Origin of the sequence: Mesorhizobium sp. M0678 (assembly GCF_040320505.1) — a bacterium.
Taxonomy (GTDB): Bacteria; Pseudomonadota; Alphaproteobacteria; order Rhizobiales; family Rhizobiaceae; genus Mesorhizobium.
On sequence record NZ_JAMYPT010000012.1, the window covers coordinates 87223 to 105202 of the forward strand.

General features: G+C 63.6%; 21 protein-coding genes. 10 read left to right on the forward strand and 11 right to left on the reverse strand.

All coding sequences use genetic code 11. The features are described from left to right. Positions 1-12 precede the first annotated feature (12 nt). Complete coding sequence (locus tag NKI29_RS21365) at positions 13-438, reverse strand: GNAT family N-acetyltransferase (protein WP_352570056.1); 426 nt, start codon at positions 436-438, stop codon at positions 13-15. Between the two features lie 167 nt (positions 439-605). Here NKI29_RS21365 and leuD point away from each other — a divergent pair, with 167 nt between their 5' ends. The 6 genes from leuD to NKI29_RS21395 all read left to right on the forward strand — a co-directional run bounded on the left by leuD (position 606) and on the right by NKI29_RS21395 (position 4845). Continuing rightward, complete coding sequence (gene leuD, locus NKI29_RS21370; protein WP_023680526.1) at positions 606-1211, forward strand: 3-isopropylmalate dehydratase small subunit; 606 nt, start codon at positions 606-608, stop codon at positions 1209-1211. A gap of 56 nt (positions 1212-1267) precedes the next feature. Continuing rightward, a complete protein-coding gene (locus NKI29_RS21375) occupies positions 1268-2179 on the forward strand; it encodes an Ivy family c-type lysozyme inhibitor (RefSeq protein WP_352570054.1) in 912 nt (303 codons plus the stop codon). A gap of 125 nt (positions 2180-2304) precedes the next feature. After that, complete coding sequence (locus tag NKI29_RS21380; RefSeq protein ID WP_352570052.1) at positions 2305-2688, forward strand: RidA family protein; 384 nt, start codon at positions 2305-2307, stop codon at positions 2686-2688. A gap of 51 nt (positions 2689-2739) precedes the next feature. Continuing rightward, positions 2740-3090, forward strand: coding sequence for a VOC family protein (locus tag NKI29_RS21385; protein WP_352570210.1), 351 nt, complete (start codon positions 2740-2742; stop codon positions 3088-3090). Between the two features lie 137 nt (positions 3091-3227). Next, complete coding sequence (gene leuB / locus NKI29_RS21390; RefSeq protein ID WP_352570051.1) at positions 3228-4331, forward strand: 3-isopropylmalate dehydrogenase; 1104 nt, start codon at positions 3228-3230, stop codon at positions 4329-4331. Positions 4332-4335: 4 nt separating this feature from the next. Then, positions 4336-4845: a GNAT family N-acetyltransferase gene (locus NKI29_RS21395; protein ID WP_352570049.1), complete on the forward strand. Its 510-nt coding sequence runs from the start codon at positions 4336-4338 to the stop codon at positions 4843-4845. Between the two features lie 278 nt (positions 4846-5123). Here the strand turns inward: NKI29_RS21395 and NKI29_RS21400 are convergent, their stop codons facing one another. Then, the gene (locus NKI29_RS21400) at positions 5124-5831 is read right to left on the reverse strand and encodes a DUF805 domain-containing protein (RefSeq protein ID WP_352570048.1); all 708 of its coding nucleotides are present in this window, start codon (positions 5829-5831) and stop codon (positions 5124-5126) included. Positions 5832-5919: 88 nt separating this feature from the next. Beyond that, the gene (locus NKI29_RS21405; RefSeq protein WP_352570047.1) at positions 5920-7752 is read right to left on the reverse strand and encodes a DEAD/DEAH box helicase; all 1833 of its coding nucleotides are present in this window, start codon (positions 7750-7752) and stop codon (positions 5920-5922) included. 201 nt (positions 7753-7953) lie between these two features. Here NKI29_RS21405 and NKI29_RS21410 point away from each other — a divergent pair, with 201 nt between their 5' ends. Together NKI29_RS21410 and NKI29_RS21415 are read left to right on the forward strand one after the other, a co-directional pair. Then, a complete protein-coding gene (locus NKI29_RS21410) occupies positions 7954-8103 on the forward strand; it encodes a hypothetical protein (RefSeq protein WP_352450216.1) in 150 nt (49 codons plus the stop codon). Between the two features lie 106 nt (positions 8104-8209). Beyond that, positions 8210-9244 carry an aspartate-semialdehyde dehydrogenase gene (locus NKI29_RS21415; protein ID WP_023680535.1) on the forward strand — a complete coding sequence of 345 codons (1035 nt, stop codon included), beginning with the start codon at positions 8210-8212 and terminating at the stop codon, positions 9242-9244. Between the two features lie 187 nt (positions 9245-9431). Here the strand turns inward: NKI29_RS21415 and NKI29_RS21420 are convergent, their stop codons facing one another. Beyond that, positions 9432-9839, reverse strand: coding sequence for an ACT domain-containing protein (locus NKI29_RS21420; protein ID WP_352570209.1), 408 nt, complete (start codon positions 9837-9839; stop codon positions 9432-9434). Positions 9840-10100: 261 nt separating this feature from the next. Here NKI29_RS21420 and NKI29_RS21425 point away from each other — a divergent pair, with 261 nt between their 5' ends. Continuing rightward, a complete protein-coding gene (locus NKI29_RS21425; protein ID WP_023680735.1) occupies positions 10101-10511 on the forward strand; it encodes a DoxX family protein in 411 nt (136 codons plus the stop codon). 191 nt (positions 10512-10702) lie between these two features. Continuing rightward, entirely contained in the window at positions 10703-10966 is a 264-nt protein-coding gene (locus NKI29_RS21430) for a YMGG-like glycine zipper-containing protein (RefSeq protein WP_023680734.1), read from the forward strand. A gap of 72 nt (positions 10967-11038) precedes the next feature. Here the strand turns inward: NKI29_RS21430 and rpsP are convergent, their stop codons facing one another. The 7 genes from rpsP to NKI29_RS21465 all read right to left on the reverse strand — a co-directional run bounded on the left by rpsP (position 11039) and on the right by NKI29_RS21465 (position 17946). Further along, positions 11039-11440 carry a 30S ribosomal protein S16 gene (gene rpsP / locus NKI29_RS21435; RefSeq protein WP_352570046.1) on the reverse strand — a complete coding sequence of 134 codons (402 nt, stop codon included), beginning with the start codon at positions 11438-11440 and terminating at the stop codon, positions 11039-11041. A gap of 50 nt (positions 11441-11490) precedes the next feature. Beyond that, positions 11491-11817 carry a chorismate mutase gene (locus NKI29_RS21440; protein ID WP_352450211.1) on the reverse strand — a complete coding sequence of 109 codons (327 nt, stop codon included), beginning with the start codon at positions 11815-11817 and terminating at the stop codon, positions 11491-11493. A gap of 7 nt (positions 11818-11824) precedes the next feature. Further along, positions 11825-13426, reverse strand: coding sequence for a signal recognition particle protein (gene ffh, locus NKI29_RS21445; RefSeq protein ID WP_352797179.1), 1602 nt, complete (start codon positions 13424-13426; stop codon positions 11825-11827). Positions 13427-13735: 309 nt separating this feature from the next. Further along, the gene (locus tag NKI29_RS21450; protein ID WP_352570042.1) at positions 13736-14704 is read right to left on the reverse strand and encodes a CPBP family glutamic-type intramembrane protease; all 969 of its coding nucleotides are present in this window, start codon (positions 14702-14704) and stop codon (positions 13736-13738) included. 151 nt (positions 14705-14855) lie between these two features. Then, positions 14856-15458 (reverse strand): DUF1236 domain-containing protein, encoded by a 603-nt coding sequence (locus NKI29_RS21455; protein WP_352570040.1) that lies wholly within the window; start codon positions 15456-15458, stop codon positions 14856-14858. Positions 15459-15521: 63 nt separating this feature from the next. Further along, on the reverse strand, positions 15522-16616 hold the full coding sequence (locus NKI29_RS21460; protein ID WP_352570039.1) for a zinc-binding metallopeptidase family protein: 1095 nt from the start codon (positions 16614-16616) through the stop codon (positions 15522-15524). 61 nt (positions 16617-16677) lie between these two features. Continuing rightward, positions 16678-17946: a flavin monoamine oxidase family protein gene (locus tag NKI29_RS21465; protein ID WP_352797181.1), complete on the reverse strand. Its 1269-nt coding sequence runs from the start codon at positions 17944-17946 to the stop codon at positions 16678-16680. Positions 17947-17980 lie beyond the last annotated feature (34 nt).

The following is a 17980-nucleotide window of genomic DNA, read 5'->3' on the forward strand; positions in this document are numbered from 1 at the left end:
CCGCGGCAGGCGTCAGCGCTTGCGGCCGAACCAGAATGCGTTGGGCATGCGCTCCATGCCGATACGCTCATAGAAGCCGACGGCGTCGGGCATGGAGATCAGGCTGATGGCAACGGAAGGTCCGAGTTGCCGGCGTGCCTCATCCATCAGGCCCTTGCCGATACCCAGCCCTTGCGCCGATGCAGAAACAGCGAGCTCGGAGATATAGCAGACCCAGGAAAAGTCGGTGACGCCGCGAGCGACACCAACCAGCGGCTTGCCCGGTGCATCGATGCGCGCGGTGAGCACCAGGGCGGCACTCGTGAGCATCGCCTTCAAACGGGCATGATCATCGACGGGCCGTGTCTCGCCGAGGCCGGATTCCACCAGAACGCGGCGGAACTCGGCGATGCCGAGGCCCGGTTCGCTGGCGTAAAGGATCGTGGATCGCGTTGTCATGTCGACAAAAGTGCACCATGGGCTGGTGGTTTTGAAGCTGTTTTGTACCGATTTTGTGTTTCGATCGACGACGGAAGTCCAAAAACAGCCGTCTTTTATTTGCCCGCGGCATTGTGTAAACCGAGCGCCAGCAATTCCCCGCAACGAGAAGAAGACGGGCAAGAACCATGGAAAAATTCACCAAGCTCACCGGTGTCGCCGCGCCGATGCCGATCGTCAATGTCGACACCGACATGATCATCCCCAAGGATTATCTCAAGACGATCAAGCGCACGGGGCTCGGCACCGGCCTGTTCGCCGAAATGCGTTACAAGGACGACGGCTCGGAAAACCCGGACTTCGTGCTCAACAAGCCGGCCTACCGCAAGGCGCAGATCCTGGTCGCCGGCGACAATTTCGGCTGCGGCTCGAGCCGGGAACATGCGCCGTGGGCGCTGCTCGATTTCGGCATCCGCTGCGTCATCTCGACCTCGTTCGCTGACATTTTCTACAATAACTGCTTCAAGAACGGCATCTTGCCGATCACCGTCAGCCCGGAAAACCTGGAGAAGCTGATGGACGATGCCTCGCGCGGTTCCAACGCGACGCTGTCGGTCGATCTCGAAGCCAAGGAAATCCGCGGGCCGGACGGCGGCGTGGTCAAGTTCGACCTCGACGAATTCAAGCGCCACTGCCTCTTGAACGGCCTCGACGATATCGGCCTGACCATGGAGAAGGCCGGCGCCATCGCTTCGTTCGAGAAGAAGAACGCCGAGCTGCGGCCCTGGGCATAGGCTCTAAAGCCGCGCCGACGGTCAGCCTCTACGCCAAGTGTCCGGGGAGGGATGTGATGACACGCTTGCTTGTTGCCGCTGCCTGCGGACTGCCGCTGATGCTGCTGCCCCCGGCGAGCGTCTATGCCCAGACGCAGACGCCCGCCACGGAAGCGCCAGCGGCAGATCAAGGCGCCAGCGACACAGCCGCCGCCGACGATGACAAGCAGGCGCCGATCCCGTTCGAGGGCGGCCAGCTGACCATCACCCAGGAGGAAGAATACGGGGAACGGGTACTCGCCTTCGACGGCAAGGAACTGGCGCGCAATTACGACGTCTTCTTCGACAAGATCGTCGAGGTCGGCGGCGTCAAGGTGGCGCTGGTCGATGTCGGCGACGGCGGCAACCAGTGCGGCCCGGCCAAGGTGATCGTGTGGAAGCCGGAGGGCGGTGCGATCCAGACGACCACGGTCGAGCAGGATGAATGCGGCGCGCCGCCGGCCGCGATCTCCGACAGCGCCGTCTATTTCGTACCCTATCTGCTGCCGGGCGATTCCAAGCCGGCGCTGCAATGGTCGCCGACGGACGGACTGACGACGTCCGGTAATCTGACCTACATGCCGGAGCCGGGCACCGACTGGAAAGACATCGATCCGTCGAAATACGACAACATCATTGATGCCTTTCACAACGAGGCCGTCTACAGGCTAGCCGAGACGCTGCTCGGCAAGGACATGCCCGACATGGCGACCAGCCTGCTGGTCGGCGGCGGCACGGAAAAAACCGCGTCGGGTGCCTTCTTTGCCAGCGGCTGCGTGCCGCATGATTGCGGTGGCAATGACGGCTTCATGGCGGTCGACCCGGTCAAGCACAAGCTGTATTTCGCCCGCCGCGGCGACAAGCCCGAGCCGGACGCGTGGCCGGCGGTGAGTACATGGCCGGCCGACGTCAAGGAAGCGCTGGACAAGGCGCTGGGGTCGCCGAATTAGAAATCGTTCTGCCGCGATCCTTCGCGCGCCCCTCTGTCCTGCCGGACATCTCCCCCACTTGGGGGGAGATCGGCCGTCACCGCCGCTTTCGCCAAACCGCCTACGCTGCAAAAAAGGAGGACACCATGCGAAAACTGATCTCCACCGGTTCGCCCTTCGAGAAGACCGCCGGCTATTCGCGCGCCGTGGTGCAGGGCGACTGGTGTTTCGTGTCCGGAACGACCGGCTACGATTATGCGACCATGTCGATGCCGGAGACCGTGGAGGCACAAACGCGCAATTGCCTGACGACGATCGCCAAGGCGCTCGGGGACGGCGGCTTCGAGACGGCCGATGTGGTGCGGGCGCATTACTATATCACCGATGCGGCTTTCGTGGATGTGGTGTTCCCGATCCTCGGCGAGGCCTTTGGCGAGATCAGGCCGGCGGCAACGATGATCGTGTGCCAGCTCAACAAGCCGGAGATGAAGATCGAGATCGAGGTGACGGCGCTGCGGCGCACAGCCTGATGCCTGTCACGGTTGCGACAACGACACGGTTAGCACGAGGATCGGCCCATGGTGAAGGTCAGGCGCATCGTTGCAAACATAGACACGCAGGATATCGCGGCGGCAAAACCCTTCTATCAGGATGTGCTCGGCCTCGATCTCAAGATGGATATGGGCTGGATCGCTACCTACGGCTCGCAAGAGACGATGTCCGTGCAGGTCAGTTTCATGGCCGAAGGGGGATCAGGAACGCCGGTGCCGGACATCTCTATCGAAGTCGACGACGTCGATGCCGCGCTTGAAAGCATGAGGACGGCCGGCTTTGCCATCGAATACGGTCCGGCGGACGAACCCTGGGGCGTGCGGCGCTTCTTCGTACGCGACCCGTTCGGCAGGCTGGTCAATATCCTTTCGCATCTCTAGGCATTTTGTCTTGAGCATCGGATTTTCCCAAAACCGGTTTCCACTTTTGGGTCCGATGCTCTGAACCGCAGGCTTGCGCGCCGGCCGCTTGGCGTTTAGCAAGGCCGCGGCTCACGACACAATCAGGACGGTTCCCCATGGCTTCGAAAAATCTTCTCCTGCTTGCCGGCGACGGCATCGGCCCCGAGGCGATGGCCGAGGTGAAGAAGCTGATTTCCGCCATGAACGACAGGCTCGGCAGCGATTTCGTCACCGATGAGGGCCTTGTCGGCGGCTGCGCCTACGACGCGCATGGCGCGGCGATTTCCGATGCCGACATGGCCAAGGCAATGGCGTCGGACGCGGTGCTGTTCGGCGCCGTCGGCGGACCGAAATGGGATGCGGTGCCTTACGAGGTGCGCCCGGAGGCGGGTCTGCTGCGGCTGCGCAAGGACATGGAGCTGTTTGCCAATCTCAGGCCGGCAATCTGCTATCCGGCGCTGGCGGCGTCCTCCTCGCTGAAGCAGGAGGTGGTCGAGGGGCTCGATATCCTGATCGTGCGCGAGCTCACCGGCGGCGTCTATTTCGGCGAGCCTAAGCAGATCATCGACCTCGGCAACGGCCAGAAGCGCGGCATCGACACCCAAATATACGATACGTTCGAGATCGAGCGCATTTCGGGCGTTGCCTTCGAATTGGCGCGCACGCGCAAGAATCACGTCACCTCGATGGAAAAGCGCAATGTGATGAAGTCGGGCGTGCTGTGGAACGAGGTCGTCACCCAGACGCACAAGGCCAAGTATGCCGACGTCAAGCTCGATCACATGTTGGCCGATGCTGGCGGCATGCAGCTGGTGCGCTGGCCGAAGCAGTTCGACGTCATCGTCACCGACAATCTGTTCGGCGACATGCTGTCCGACATCGCCGCCATGCTGACCGGCTCGATCGGCATGCTGCCGTCGGCCTCGCTCGGCGCGCCGGATGCGAAGACAAAAAAGCGCAAGGCGCTCTACGAGCCGGTGCACGGCTCGGCGCCCGACATCGCCGGCAAGGGCATCGCCAATCCGATCGCCATGATCGCCTCCTTCGCCATGTGCATGCGCTATTCCTTCGGCATGGTTGAAGAGGCCGACCGGCTGGAAGGCGCGATCGCCGCCGTGCTCGATCAGGGGTTGCGCACCAGGGATATTCATTCGCCGGGGATGACCGAGGTCGGCACCGCTGAGATGGGCGGCGCGATCATCGCCAAGTTCCTGGGCTGATCCTATGGCGGTCGACGTCCGCTGGGCGACGACTGGGGATGCGGCGGCACTCACCACCGTGCTTTGCGAAATGGCGGTGCATTACCGGCAACCGCCACTCGACGCCAGCCAGGTTTTGTCGGCGGCGCAGAAATGGCTTGGCGACGAAAGCCCATCCTATCCGCATTTTGCGCTCGCCTTCGTCGATGGCGAAGTTTGCGGGCTGGCCTCGGTTGCGATCGCGCATCCCGGCATCGATCTCGAGCGGCTGCTGTTCCTCAAGGACCTGTTCGTGCGCGATACCGCCCGCGATGGCGGTGTCGGTCGAGCGCTGATGGCATTCCTCGCCGGCAATTGCATGCGCGAAGGCATCGGCCGTATCGATCTGACCACGGAGGACTGCAACGAAGGCGCGCTGCGCTTCTATGCCCAATTTGGTGCCGAGCGTCACGAGCAGAAGGTCTTTCTCAGGTTATCCGGCGAGGCGCTGCTGGCGATCGCGGCTGGTTCCTCGACGCGATCTTGGAAGCCCTAAATTGGAGATTGGCCGAAACATCTCCCCCTTCGTCATCCTGGGGCGAAGCAAGGAGCGAAGCGACGCGGCGCAGACCCCAGGATCCATGCCGTTACCCGGCGGCAGTGCTCGGCCGACCAGAACCGAGTGCTTCTTCGTGGTGGATATGAGCGCCATTCTGAACCGCTGCGTTCCTCGGCTTATGTCGCGGCATGGATCCCAGGGTCTGCGCTCCGCTTCGCGTCGCTCCGCCCTAGGATGACGAAGGCGTGGCGGCCGGCGACCCAATCGTGGAGGTACTAAACCCTGACACCTACTGGCACCGGACCCCACTGGTTTTCGCGCGGCTGGGTCGGGATCAGCGCAAAGATCAGGATGATCACGGTGCCGAAGGTCGGGATCAGGAAAAGCAGGAAGAGCCAGCCGGTCAGGCCGATATCGTGCAGGCGACGCACGTTCAGCCCGAACCACGGCAGGGCTGTCGCCAGCAGAAAGAGGCCGAAAAGGCCGACCGCTACTGCCGGCAGTTCAGCGGTATTGCCCATGGCGCCGTCGATAAAGACACCGATGCCTATGACCACGAGCAGCGCGATCGTCCAGAACAGGCAATAGCCCCAATATTCCTTGCGGCAGGCACGGCCGGCGAAGTTGAAGTAATTCTCGGTCAGACCCAGCCAGAAATAGTTCCACAGGCCGGCCGATTCGGCCGGACTTTGTTCAGCGGAACGGCCGAAATGTTGCGGCTGACGTGCCGCTGGCGCGTTGCCGGCCTGAGATGGCGCGGCGGTTGCAGTGGAGGCGTCGGCAGGCGCACTGCCAGGTTGGGCGCGGATCGAAAAAACATCGCGTGCCCGTCCGCCAGCCGGCTGGAATTCGACGGTCGTACCTCCGGCAACCGATGCTTCGCGGCGCAAATCTTCGCGCGCCAAAGTGTAGCGGTTGCCGTCGGCTCCGATGATGAAGCCGAAACCCTGGTCTTCGTCGTAATGAAGAACTTCGCCGCGCATGTCCTGCCCACCCCCATTTCCCCGCCCCAGACTGTGCAAAGTTCCGGCAGACCGCAAGGGGCGTGCGGAAATGGAGAGTGCTGGCTATTTACCCCGGCCGTTTCTTCGATTTCTTGTGTTTCGCAGGTCCGCCTTCGAACTTCGCCTTGGCCGGTTTTCCGGCCCAGGGCTTCGCCTCGAATGCCGGGCGCTGGTCGGCCGGTGCGCGCTTCTCGAATTTGGGCGTGTTCTGATCGAAGGTGCGCTTGCCGCGGTGCGGCTTCTTTTCGGGCCGCGGTTCCTGGTAGCCGGCCCGCGACAAATCCGGCGTGCCGTCCAGCCGCTTGACCGCAATGTTGCCCTGCAGCTTGCGGTCGGGGCCGATCGCAGCGAGGAAACGCTCGGCCCAGTCCGCCGCGATCTGCACGAAGGTTTCCTCCGGCTGCATCTTGATGGCGCCGATCTCGCGCTTGGAAATGCCGCCTGTCCGGCACAGCATCGGGATCAGCCAGCGCGGCTCGGCATTCTGCCGGCGTCCGACCGACAGCGAGAACCAGACGCTGTCGCCGAAATCGTCGCGGCGGCTCGGTGCCTCGTCCCGGCGCGCAAATTTTTCGCCCGACGGCGTGAACGGTGCCACGTCGAGAAGATCCTCCGGCGCCGAGTGGCTGGAGCGGCACATCCGCACGAATGCGGCGGCAACCTGTTCGGGCCCGTGCTGATCGAGAAGCGCCTCGACGAAGCCGCGCTCCTCATCCTTCATAGGCTCGCTGAAGACCGGATCAGCGAGAATGCGCTCGTCGTCGCGCCGTATCACGTCGTCGGCCGACGGCGGGCTCGCCCAGGTTGCCGCAAGGCCGGCACTTTGCAGCAGCCGCTCGGTGCGCCTGCGGGCACTATTGGGCACGATCAGCGCGCTGACGCCCTTGCGTCCCGCACGACCCGTGCGTCCGCTTCGGTGCAGGAGCGTTTCCGGGTTGGTCGGCAGGTCGGCATGGATCACCAGCTCGAGATTGGGCAGGTCGATGCCGCGTGCCGCGACGTCGGTGGCGATGCAGACCTTGGCGCGGCCGTCGCGCATCGCCTGTAGCGCGTGGCTGCGCTCGTTCTGGCTAAGCTCGCCGGACAGCGCCACGACGGAAAAGTTGCGATTGTTGAAGCGCGCCGTCAAATGGTTCACGGCGGCGCGCGTGTTGCAGAACACCAGCGCGTTCTTGGCCTCGTAAAAGCGCAGCACGTTGATGATGGCGTTTTCGCGGTCCGCCTGGGCGACGCTCAGCGCCCGGTATTCGATGTCGAGATGCTGCTTTTCCTCGCCGGAGGCCGAGATGCGCACAGCATCGCGCTGGTAGCCCTTGGCCAGCGTGGCGATGGAGCGCGGCACGGTCGCGGAAAACATCAGCGTGCGGCGATCGGCGGGTGCGGCATCGAGGATGAATTCCAGATCCTCGCGAAAGCCGAGATCGAGCATCTCGTCGGCCTCGTCGAGCACCACTGCCTTGAGCGCCGACATGTCGAGCGAATTGCGGGTGATGTGGTCGCGCAGGCGGCCGGGCGTGCCCACGACGATATGGGCGCCGCGCTCCAGCGCGCGCCGTTCGGTGCGCATGTCCATGCCGCCGACGCAGGACGCCACCGTGGCGCCGGTCAGTTCGTAGAGCCATTCCAGCTCGCGCGTTACCTGCAGGGCCAGCTCCCGCGTCGGCGCCACGGCCAGCGCCAGGGGTGCCGCCGCGTGGGAAAAGCGCTCCGCGCCATCGAGAAGGGTCGGCGCCAAAGCCAGACCGAAGGCGACGGTCTTGCCGGAGCCGGTCTGGGCCGAAACCAGCGCATCGGCCTGGCCAAGCTCGAGAACGGCCTTCTGCACCGGCGTCAGCTCGACATAGCCGCGTTTTTCCAGCGCCTTTGCCAGCGCGGGAACAATAGCTTCGAAATTGGACATCTTGCTCTTTCGAAATTCGGATTCTGAATACCCGGCGACGGGTCAAATGTCGGCAAGCGCCACAGACGGGCGCCACGAGCCAGACGATGCTCGTTCGTACTTGGTGCCGCCGTCATTGTACAGGGCGGGCGGGTCGGCCTTGTTGCGATTGACTCTAGACGTAAACCGCGTAAAAGCCGGCACCGAACGGGATAGTTTTCGATGCGCGGCCTTTTGATGGCGCTTTCTGCCTTCGACATCCCCGGCCCCAATGCGAACCATTGGGCCGGGCGCGTCGCTGCGTCTCCTCGTTCCAGCAAAATCACGTTCTTGCTCAAAAAAACCGGCAAAACGACCACCAAAACGGTCTGATTCCCTTGGCCTAACCACCCTCTCCCGGGTCCGGCCCGGGGGTTGAAACCCGCATCGGCCGGCGGGTTTTCTCCAGAAAACGAGCGGAGAGGGACAGGAGATTTCGATGAGTTTCAAGGTTGCGATCGTCGGCGCCACGGGCAATGTGGGCCGGGAAATGCTCAACATACTCGAAGAGCGCGGCTTTCCGGTGAGCGAGGTGGTGGCGCTGGCCTCGCGGCGCAGCCAGGGCACGGAAGTGTCGTTCGGCGACCGCACGCTGAAGGTCAGAGCGCTCGACCAATATGATTTTTCAGATACCGACATCTGCATCATGTCGGCCGGCGGCAACGTCTCCAAGGAATGGTCGCCGAAGATCGGCAAGCAGGGCTGCGTCGTCATCGATAATTCGTCGGCCTTCCGCTACGACCAGGACGTGCCGCTGATCGTTCCGGAAGTGAACCCGGATGCGATCTCGCTGTTCACGCGCAAGAACATCATTGCCAACCCGAACTGCTCGACGGCGCAGCTGGTCGTGGCGCTGAAGCCGCTGCATGACGCGGCCACCATCAAGCGCGTCGTCGTCGCCACCTACCAGTCGGTCTCCGGCGCCGGCAAGGAAGGCATGGACGAATTGTTCACGCAGACGCGCGCGGTGTTTGTCGCCGACCAGGTCGACGTCAAGAAGTTCACCAAGCGTATCGCCTTCAACGTCATCCCGCATATCGACGTCTTCCTCGACGACGGGTTCACCAAGGAAGAGTGGAAGATGGTGGCCGAGACCAAGAAGATGCTCGACCCGAAGATCAAGCTGACGGCGACCTGCGTGCGCGTGCCGGTGTTCATCGGCCATTCGGAAGCGGTCAACATCGAGTTCGAGAAGCCGATCACGGCGGACGAGGCGCGCGAGATCCTGCGCGAGGCGCCGGGCTGCCAGGTCATCGACAAGCGCGAGGACGGCGGCTACATCACGCCGCTGGAATCGGCCGGCGAGGACGCCACCTTCATCTCGCGCATCCGCGAGGACTCGACCATCGACAACGGCCTGTCGATGTGGATCGTCTCCGACAATCTGCGCAAGGGCGCGGCACTCAATGCGGTGCAGATCGCCGAGCTGCTGGTCGAGCGCGGGCTGATCCAGCCGAAGAAGAAGGCGGCATAACTTTTTCGCTCACGGCCGCATCGCCGCTGTCGCGGCTGGCCCTCCGCGGGGGCGCCGGACGACCGGCGGCCCGCAGTCGCGGGCTCGGCCTTCGGCCGTTAGCGCCCTTCTCCCCGTTCACGGGGAGAAGGTGCCGGCAGGCGGATGAGGGGCACAGGCGTCTCAAATAGGCAGCAAGGCGACGGCGTCACAGCCGGTTCTCCTCCGCTAGGTCCAACAGCAACTCCAGCGCCTCCTTCGCCCGGTCGGCGGGCACGAACAGATGATCGTGGTAGAAGGCCGAGACCGGATTGACGCCGATGCCGGCGGTGGCCAGCCGCGCGGTGATGGCGGCGAGGAAGCCGACCGCTTCCAGCGACGAATGGATGTTCAGCGTCAGCATCCGGCAGCGGAACACGGTTTTCAGTCCAGCGGCCTTGGCATGGTCTTCAACCACGATCAGCGTCGTGCCCTCGCGCTCGCGAAACAGCATCACCGGGTGGAGCCTGTCGGGAACGGGCGCATCGGGTGGCAACGTGGTGAAGACATGAACGCCGGCAAGCAATTCCGGCGTCATTGCCGCCAGCAACTGTTTCAGGTCGGTCTCTCCGGCCATCGGTTGCTTTCGTTGTGCGATCAGGCGGTGGTTGCCGTCGAGCGCTCGGAAGACACCTCTACGGATTTTCAATAACGCCCTCCACCTCACCCCGCAAGGTGGACTTGGCCAGGTTCGTTGCCGACTGAACTTGTACATCCGAGGTCGCCGTCCCCCGGAGCTGAAAAAGAGCTGGAGGCGTGTCGGATCGCCGTCATGGGCCGCGTCCTTGGTTCGAGCTGGCGAAGGAGCCAGTGCTCACAACGACCGGAGGGAACATCAATGACCATGTCTCAGGCAGCACCCGTCTCACCGCGTGCCCTGTGGGCCGGCCGCGTGCTCAGCGCCGTCATCGTGCTGTTCATGATCTTCGACGGCGTCATCAAGCTACCGCCGCTCGAAATCGTCACCCAGACCATGGTGCAGCTCGGCTGGCCGGCCGATGCCAATGTCTCGCGCATGCTCGGTACCATTGGATTGGTCTCGACAGCGCTTTACGCGCTGCCACGCACCTCGGTGCTCGGCGCCATCCTGCTCACCGCCTATCTCGGCGGCGCAGTCGCCACGCATGTGCGTATCGGCAGCCCTTTGTTCTCGCACATACTGTTCGGCGTCTATCTCGGCGCCGTCCTCTGGGGTGGCCTGTATCTGCGCGATCCAAGGGTGCGCGCGTTGTTCCCGTTCAGCCAATAGCGGCGATTTCGAAAGCCGTTCGATGGTGGCCACGCCGCCAGAGCGGGCGCGGTCTGCCGCCGCCTTTCTACTCTTTGGATCAAATTGAGCGCCGCCGGGCGGCAGCCGATCTTCTTCTTTGGATCAAATCGCCTGGTTGCGAGTTAGGGGGTGCAGCGGCGAGGACGGCACCCTGTTGGAGAGGAACGACAATGAAAAAGGTGATGATCTTGATGGCCTTGCTGGTCCCGCTCGGTGCCTGCTCCCGTACTGAGCAAGGCGCGGCAGTTGGTGGCCTGGGCGGTGCGGCGGTCGGCGCTGCGGTGGCCGGCAACCCGACCAAGGGCGCGGTGATCGGCGGTGCGGCCGGCGCTTTGGCCGGTGCACTGATCGGCCGTGCCAGCGAAAGCGGCCAATGCCGTTATCGCGATCGCAACGGTCGTGTCTACGTTGCGAGTTGCCCGGAAGGCTATTGATCGGGCCGCATCATATGGATGCAATAGCAAAACGGCGGGCAGGGCCCGCCGTTTCGTGGTTGTGGAGATGATTTATTCGGCGCTGGCGGCTTCCGCCTCGGCCGGCGCGGCTGCGGCGGCGGCAACGGCCGCGGCGGCATCTTCCTGCGCCTTCTTCAGCAAGGCTGCGCGCTCCTGCGCCTTCTTGCCGGGCTCGGCCTTGTTCGGGTTGAAGCGGGCTTCGCGCTTGGCGATGCCGGCTTCATCGAGGAAGCGCAGCACGCGGTCGGTCGGCTGGGCGCCATGCGACAGCCAATGCTTGACGCGCTCGGCGTCGACCTTGACGCGTTCGCCGTCCTTGGGCAGCAGCGGATTCCACGAGCCGAGCGACTCGATGAAACGGCCGTCGCGCGGCGAACGCGCGTCGGCGACGACGACATGGTAATAGGGACGCTTCTTCGAGCCCGCACGGGCCAATCGGATTTTCAGTGGCATTTCTTTTCTCCTAAAAGCTCTGATTCGGTTGATCGGTTGGTGGCTGGTCCTCAGCCGGTTTTCGCTACGCCGTTGGATGCGGCGATCTGCTCGTGATGGCGGATCACTTCGCGGACGACGAAGTTCAGGAATTTCTCCGCGAAATCCGGGTCGAGATGGGCGTCCTTCGCCAGTTGGCGAAGACGGGCGATCTGCTCCTGCTCGCGCGCCGGATCGGCAGGCGGCAGGCCATGTTCCGCCTTCAGCACGCCGACTGCCTTGGTGCAGCGGAAGCGCTCGGCCAGCATGTGGATCAGCGCCGCGTCGATATTGTCGATCGAGGCGCGATAATTGGCCAGCGCCGCACGCGCGTCCGCCATGTCCTTCTCTTCGTTCATGGCGCCCTCACTTCTTCTTGCCGAGGCCAGGCAGCCCGCCACCGCCCGGCAGGCCGGGAAGTTTCATGCCACCGGGCAGCCCAGGCAGGCCACCGCCACCGGGAAAACCACCGGGCAGGCCCTTCATGCCGCCGAGCCCGGCCGCCTGGGCCTGCTTCTGCAAGGCTTCGAGCTGCTTGGGGTCCACCTTGGAGAGGTCCGGCATGCCGCCGCCCATCATGCCGCCTGCGCCGCTAGGCATCATGCCGCCGAGCCCCATCTTGGAAGCGAGGCCGCCCATCATGCCGCGCATCAGGCCGCCGCCTTTGCCCTTGCCGCCCATCGCCTTCATCATGTCGGCCATGCCGCGATGCATCTTCAACAGTTTGTTGATTTCGGCCGCGTCGGTACCCGAGCCGGCGGCGATGCGCTTCTTGCGCGAGTGCTTCAGAATATCGGGGTTGGCGCGCTCGGCCTTGGTCATCGACGAGATGATGGCGAGCTGGCGACCGAACATCTTGTCGTCGAGCCCGGCGGCGGCCATCTGGTCCTTCATCTTGCCCATGCCGGGCATCATGCCCATGATGCCACCCATGCCACCCATTTTCGACATTTGCTGAAGCTGGCCGGCGAGGTCGTTCAGGTCGAACTTGCCCGACTGCATCTTCCTGGCCATCGCCGCGGCCTGTTCGGCGTCGATGTTCTCGGCCGCCTTTTCGACGAGGCTGACGATGTCGCCCATGCCGAGGATGCGGTCGGCGATGCGCTTGGGGTGGAATTCCTCCAGCGCGTCCATTTTTTCGCCGGTGCCGATCAGCTTGATCGGCTTACCGGTAACGGCGCGCATCGAGAGCGCCGCACCACCGCGGCCGTCGCCGTCCATGCGGGTCAGCACGAGGCCGGTGATGCCGACGCGCTCGTCGAAGCTTTTTGCCAGATTGACGGCGTCCTGGCCGGTCAGCGAATCGGCGACCAGCAGGATCTCGTGCGGCGACGACATCTTCTTGATGTCGGCCATCTCGACCATCAACGGCTCGTCGATATGGGTGCGGCCGGCGGTGTCGAGGATGACGACGTCATGGCCGCCGAGCTTGGCCGCCTGCACGGCGCGGCGGGCGATATCGACCGGCGTCTGGCCAGCGACGATCGGCAATGTGGCGATCTTGACCTGCTCGCCGAGCTGGCGGAGCTGCTCTTGCGCGGCGGGACGCCGCGTGTCGAGCGAGGCCATCAAGACTTTCTTGTTTTGACGGTCGGCGAGGCGCCTGGCGATCTTGGCCGAGGTCGTCGTCTTGCCGGAACCCTGCAAGCCGACCATCATGATGACGACCGGAGCCGGTGCATTGAGGTCGATGGCGACGCCCTCGGCGCCGAGCATCTCGACCAGCTCGTCATGGACGATCTTGACGACCATCTGGCCGGGCTTGATCGACTTGACCACGGCGGCGCCGACGGCCTTCTCGCGCACCTTGTCGGTGAAGGAACGCACCACTTCCAGCGCCACGTCGGCCTCGAGCAACGCACGGCGCACCTCGCGCAGCGCCGCCGAGACATCAGCCTCCGACAAGGCGCCGCGGCCGGTGAGGCCGTTCAGGATCGAACCAAGACGTTCCTGTAGCGATTCAAACATTCTTTTTCCTTTTCCCTGGCACCCGGATGATGCCCGAGAGGTAATGCGTTCGCGCCAACTGTCCAAGCAAAAGCCGGTCCGGGCAAAGCCCAAAGCCAAAAAGCACCCGGGGGCGCACAGCGCTGCCGGGTGTTGGCCTCCGGGATCGATTTACAGCACTTCACCTCAAAGAGGTTTCGGCGTCCCGGTCGGTTTGCTCGGAGGAATACTCGTCGCGGAATTCGCGGCGTGTAGACAGGAAATCGGCCGCAGAGTCAAGCTTTGGTCAAGCTTTGCGTCAAATAGCTCAGGACGACCAGGCAATGCACATCAGCGCACGCTGCCGGCGCGCGCCATATCCGGCTCGACCTTCAGCGGTGAGCGCGGATGCAAAAGCAGCAGAACGGTCAACAGGCTGCTGACGATGCCGATCGAAGCGATGAGGACGGCGTCTGAAGTCGTCCAGCCGGCGGCTTCGAGCGGCTTGGCGTTGAACAGGGCGAAGGAATTATAGCTTTGCTGGTGCGAAATCAGCAGGAAGCCGGTCAGATTGTTGCCGAGATGGGCGCCAAAGCCGGCACCGAGATTGCCGGTTGCATAGACCAGAAGCGTCAGCAGCAGCGCAAAGGCGGCGATCGAGGCCAGCACGCAGGCATTGATGGCAGCGCTCGAACCTGGGCTCCAGTGCAGGGAGGTGAACAGCAATCCCGGCAGCAGCGCCCAGATGAAAGGGTTCTGGAACCGGCTCGCCAGGCCCCAGAGCAGATAACCGCGAAACAGCATCTCCTCCGACGAGGTCTGCAGAAAGGTCAGGGCGGCGATCGGGATCAGGAACGAAAGCCACGCGGACAGGCCGATCGTGCCGCGCGCGATGTCGGGCTGCAAACCATAAAGCAGGATCTCGGAAAGCAGCGAGGTGATCAGCACTGCGGCCAGCCCTTTCAGGAACCCCGCCCAAGAAATGCGCCGGCTGACGCCAATCAGGGCGGTCAGCTTCTCGCGATGGATCCAGCGCATGGCAGCCCAAAGGCCGAGCCAGATTCCGGCAAATGAAGCCAGCGCCGCGAGGATGCCCGCAGGAGAGGCCATGAAATCCTGCACCGCTCCTCCACCTGGCGGGGCGGTGCCAGACGATGCCTGCCAAACGGCAAACGCATAGGTGCCGCCGAACAGCACGGCGGCAGTGGTTCCGAGCCAGAACAGGATGACGACCACCGTCCCGAGCAGGAGGCGCGGCAAGGTGGCCTTGTCGTTGGCGGCGTGCCGGTACTGTTGGAAGGCGGTCGGGTCGATGATCACGCGGGCTCGCTGGCTGGTGCTTCGGCTCGCAAGGTCTAGAACATCGGCCCCAATGTGGAAACCGGTATTGCATCGGCAATGCCGGCCTGTGGCAATATCGGGGTTTGTGAGCGGCCGCCGCTACTGCAGGGCGACCGCCCTGTTGGTAACGTCAGCGCACGACGTACATGATGCGCCTTGTGTCCGGATCGATCAGCGCCGGCTGACCGTTCACGTAGACGTAGCGGTAGTCATAGTCCGGAATCTCGCGTAGCTCGACGGTGTCGGGCAACGTCGCGCCCGTGACCACCTCGCCCTCGAGATAGACCGGATCGAGCCGATGCGTACGGACATAGGTACGGATTTCGGCCGGCGGTCTCCGGATAGGTTCGATCGCCTCGCCGGCGACGATTGCTCCGGTATAGCTGTCGGAATACTCGACGCTATCGGCGGGCGGCGTCACGATGGCAATGTCGGCGCTGGCCGGACGCTGTGTCAGGACCACACGGCTGCCGCCGAAATCGGCCGTCACATAGTCGGAATAGACCCAGCCCTGGCCGTTAGCCTCTGCGATAGTGCACCATTTGCTGTTGGCGATGCAGCCGTCGAGCGTCGCCGACTGGCCGGCCGCGAGCACGCCGATCACCGGATATTGCGGGCCGGGGCCGGCGCGTACATTGAGATCAGTGATGGCCGAGACGGCGGTGTCGGCCAATGCAGAGCCCGACATCGCTATGAGCGCTCCGGCCACCGCCGGAAACAATATGCGTTTCATGGTCTTCTCTCCGTTTCACAGTCCCTTGGCACGGAAAACGAAGCAAAGCCGCATGCGTTCCGGCTAAAAGGCTTCGGCCGGCTCACGATTTGTTCCAGTCGTTTTCGGCAGGTCGGTCAAAAGCTCGTGAACAAAAGCAAGTTTTTGCGCCGCCACGTCCGAGATGACGAAGGGATAGAGATCGGGCAGGCCCATGCAGCGGTTGATCGAGTTGGACGCCTCCGACAGCACCAGCCAGCGGTCGAGAATCCTTTCGAAAGGCTCTGGCCTGGAGGCGGGTTCCGATGGTGCCGGCTGCAGCTTGCCGCCGGTATCGGCGCGCGGCAGCTCGTTGGCTTCAACGGTTTCCAGCCGGCCGAGCGGGAAATTCAGGGCATGCACCATCTCCAGCGTGTCGGTGATGTGCATGTGATGCGCCCATGTCTCGGCCCAGTCCTCCCATGGGTGCGACGTCGCATAGGCCGAGATATGGCGCTGCTGCCAGTCGGGCGGCGCGCCATCGGCATAATAGGTCTTCAGCGCCTGTTCGTAGCCGGCGCGCTCGTCGCCGAACAAAGCGCGAAAACCGGCAAGCTTTTGCGAATTGTCGCGGATCAGGCGGTCCCAGTAATAATGGCCGAGCTCATGGCGGAAATGGCCGAGCAGCGTGCGGTAGTTCTCGCCCATCTCGACGCGCCGCCGTTCGCGCTCTGCCGAATCCGCCTCGGCGACGTTGAGCGTGATCCGGCCGTTGTCATGACCGGTCAGGATACGTTCGCCGCCCGGACCGCCGCCGATCGGATCGGCAAGAAAATCGAAAGCGAGACCGATCTCGTCGCCAACGTCCTGCTTGGGTGCGACCGGCAGGCCGAAGGCGAGCAGCGAATAGACGGCACGCTTCTTTGCCGCCTCGACACGGATCCAGCGGCGGCGGTTGCCGTCGACCGACAGATCCGGGATCAGCTGGTTCAGCGCACAGGCGCGGCAGAAGGCGTGGCCGGGCTCCGCCATCCAGTTGCAGGCGCATTCGTCGGCATTGGTGCAATGGAAGACGTCGGCGCCGGACAGCGCGAAGCGCGCATGCTCGGGATCGTAAAGCACGAGGCTGGCGCAGTTCAGGCATTGCGCGTTCTCGAAATAGAGACGGTGGCCGCAATGCGGGCAGTCGAAAAGCTTCATTGGCGTCTCAAATCATTCGAAATGCGGAGGACGATACGAGCAGGAGAACGCCAAACGCCTGTCAGCTGCCCACGTTCCTGCCGGCCGATGCTATTTTGCCGCAAGCTGGGCGACGACCTCCTTGGCCACTGCCTCGCCCGGCGCCGCCGCAGGTCTGCATCAGCGGACCGGCCAAATGCTCGCCGGCGAAGAAGATCTTTTCCGCCACGGGCTGCATCAGCGTGGCGCGCGCTTGCGAGCGGCCGGGCCGCGCCGCCGCATAGGCGCCGCGCACGAACCGCTCAGCGCCCCAATTGGTCATCATTGCGCGTCCGACATGCTTTCGTATGTCGCCGCCAAAAATGCCGCAGAGCCGGTCGACGACGAAGTCGATGCCAGCCGCCTCGCCCGCCGCCGACATCTCCCAAGCGAAATCGCCGCCGACGAAACCGACCATCAAATCAAGGTTGAAGGGAAAGCAGAGGAAGTAGATGTCGTGCCGTGCCAACCGCTCGATCAGCAAATCGTCGAACGGCTCCAGACCGAGCCTTGTACCGGATATTTCGACCGGCAGCTTGGTCAGCATGCCCATCGGCAGGTCGAAGAGGGCGGCGAAATGCGCATCGGGGAGTGCAGGCGAGAACGCAATCTCCTCGAAGGCGAGCACTGCCGGCGAGGCGGTGACGATGACCGCCTTGGCGCAGATGGTACCGCGATCGGTGACGCAGGCTACGCCCGGCCCATCCCAGAGGATCTTGCGCACCGGCGTCGACAGCTCCACCGGCACGTCGGCGCCGAAGCGGGCAACCAGCGTACCGAAGCCTTCCCCGGTGAAATAATTCGGATCGAGATCGGCGGCGGCCTGAAAGTCGCGGATCGATATCTCGTCCTCGTCGGCGCCGAAATCCATCGGCCCCGCGAAGGTTGCGGCGGCGCGCGGCGCGTGTCCCTTGGCGAGCAATGCCGAAAGGCGGTCATCGTCGCCTTCCCTCACCTGATGTGCCGCCACCAGTTCGAACAGCCTTGCGTCGGCCACCTTCATCGCCGCCTCCTCGGCTTCGCTTGCCTTTCGCTCACGGTAATAGAGATGATCGACATTCATGTCGTGGTGATGAAGCGTCCAGGCAGCGGCCTTCGCCTCGGGAAAGTAGGGATTGCGGTCCGCGGCATGCAGCCAGGCGCAGCCGATGTCGAACGGCACGCCGAAATGCTGGTCGCTGGTCCAGGCGCGGCCGCCAATGCGGTTCATCGCTTCCAACAATTTGAAGGAAAAACCGGCAGCGCGCAGGGTCTTGGAAGCCGAAAGCCCGGCTGAACCGGCGCCGATGATCACGACATCAACGTCTTCCATGCTTATTCTGTCCCCGCCACAATAATTACTTGAT

Bases quoted from the DNA above. Each gene is read 5' to 3' on its own strand.
- NKI29_RS21395 (WP_352570049.1), top strand. From the start codon at position 4,336: ATGGCGGTCGACGTCCGCTGGGCGACGACTGGGGATGCGGCGGCACTC.
- NKI29_RS21455 (WP_352570040.1), bottom strand. From the start codon at position 15,458: ATGAAACGCATATTGTTTCCGGCGGTGGCCGGAGCGCTCATAGCGATG.
- NKI29_RS21430 (WP_023680734.1), top strand. From the start codon at position 10,703: ATGAAAAAGGTGATGATCTTGATGGCCTTGCTGGTCCCGCTCGGTGCC.
- leuB (WP_352570051.1), top strand. From the start codon at position 3,228: ATGGCTTCGAAAAATCTTCTCCTGCTTGCCGGCGACGGCATCGGCCCC.
- NKI29_RS21425 (WP_023680735.1), top strand. From the start codon at position 10,101: ATGACCATGTCTCAGGCAGCACCCGTCTCACCGCGTGCCCTGTGGGCC.
- NKI29_RS21440 (WP_352450211.1), bottom strand. From the start codon at position 11,817: ATGAACGAAGAGAAGGACATGGCGGACGCGCGTGCGGCGCTGGCCAAT.
- NKI29_RS21405 (WP_352570047.1), bottom strand. From the start codon at position 7,752: ATGTCCAATTTCGAAGCTATTGTTCCCGCGCTGGCAAAGGCGCTGGAA.
- NKI29_RS21410 (WP_352450216.1), top strand. From the start codon at position 7,954: ATGCGCGGCCTTTTGATGGCGCTTTCTGCCTTCGACATCCCCGGCCCC.
- ffh (WP_352797179.1), bottom strand. From the start codon at position 13,426: ATGTTTGAATCGCTACAGGAACGTCTTGGTTCGATCCTGAACGGCCTC.
- rpsP (WP_352570046.1), bottom strand. From the start codon at position 11,440: ATGCCACTGAAAATCCGATTGGCCCGTGCGGGCTCGAAGAAGCGTCCC.
- leuD (WP_023680526.1), top strand. From the start codon at position 606: ATGGAAAAATTCACCAAGCTCACCGGTGTCGCCGCGCCGATGCCGATC.
- NKI29_RS21465 (WP_352797181.1), bottom strand. From the start codon at position 17,946: ATGGAAGACGTTGATGTCGTGATCATCGGCGCCGGTTCAGCCGGGCTT.
- NKI29_RS21400 (WP_352570048.1), bottom strand. From the start codon at position 5,831: ATGCGCGGCGAAGTTCTTCATTACGACGAAGACCAGGGTTTCGGCTTC.
- NKI29_RS21415 (WP_023680535.1), top strand. From the start codon at position 8,210: ATGAGTTTCAAGGTTGCGATCGTCGGCGCCACGGGCAATGTGGGCCGG.
- NKI29_RS21380 (WP_352570052.1), top strand. From the start codon at position 2,305: ATGCGAAAACTGATCTCCACCGGTTCGCCCTTCGAGAAGACCGCCGGC.
- NKI29_RS21420 (WP_352570209.1), bottom strand. From the start codon at position 9,839: ATGGCCGGAGAGACCGACCTGAAACAGTTGCTGGCGGCAATGACGCCG.
- NKI29_RS21375 (WP_352570054.1), top strand. From the start codon at position 1,268: ATGACACGCTTGCTTGTTGCCGCTGCCTGCGGACTGCCGCTGATGCTG.
- NKI29_RS21365 (WP_352570056.1), bottom strand. From the start codon at position 438: ATGACAACGCGATCCACGATCCTTTACGCCAGCGAACCGGGCCTCGGC.
- NKI29_RS21460 (WP_352570039.1), bottom strand. From the start codon at position 16,616: ATGAAGCTTTTCGACTGCCCGCATTGCGGCCACCGTCTCTATTTCGAG.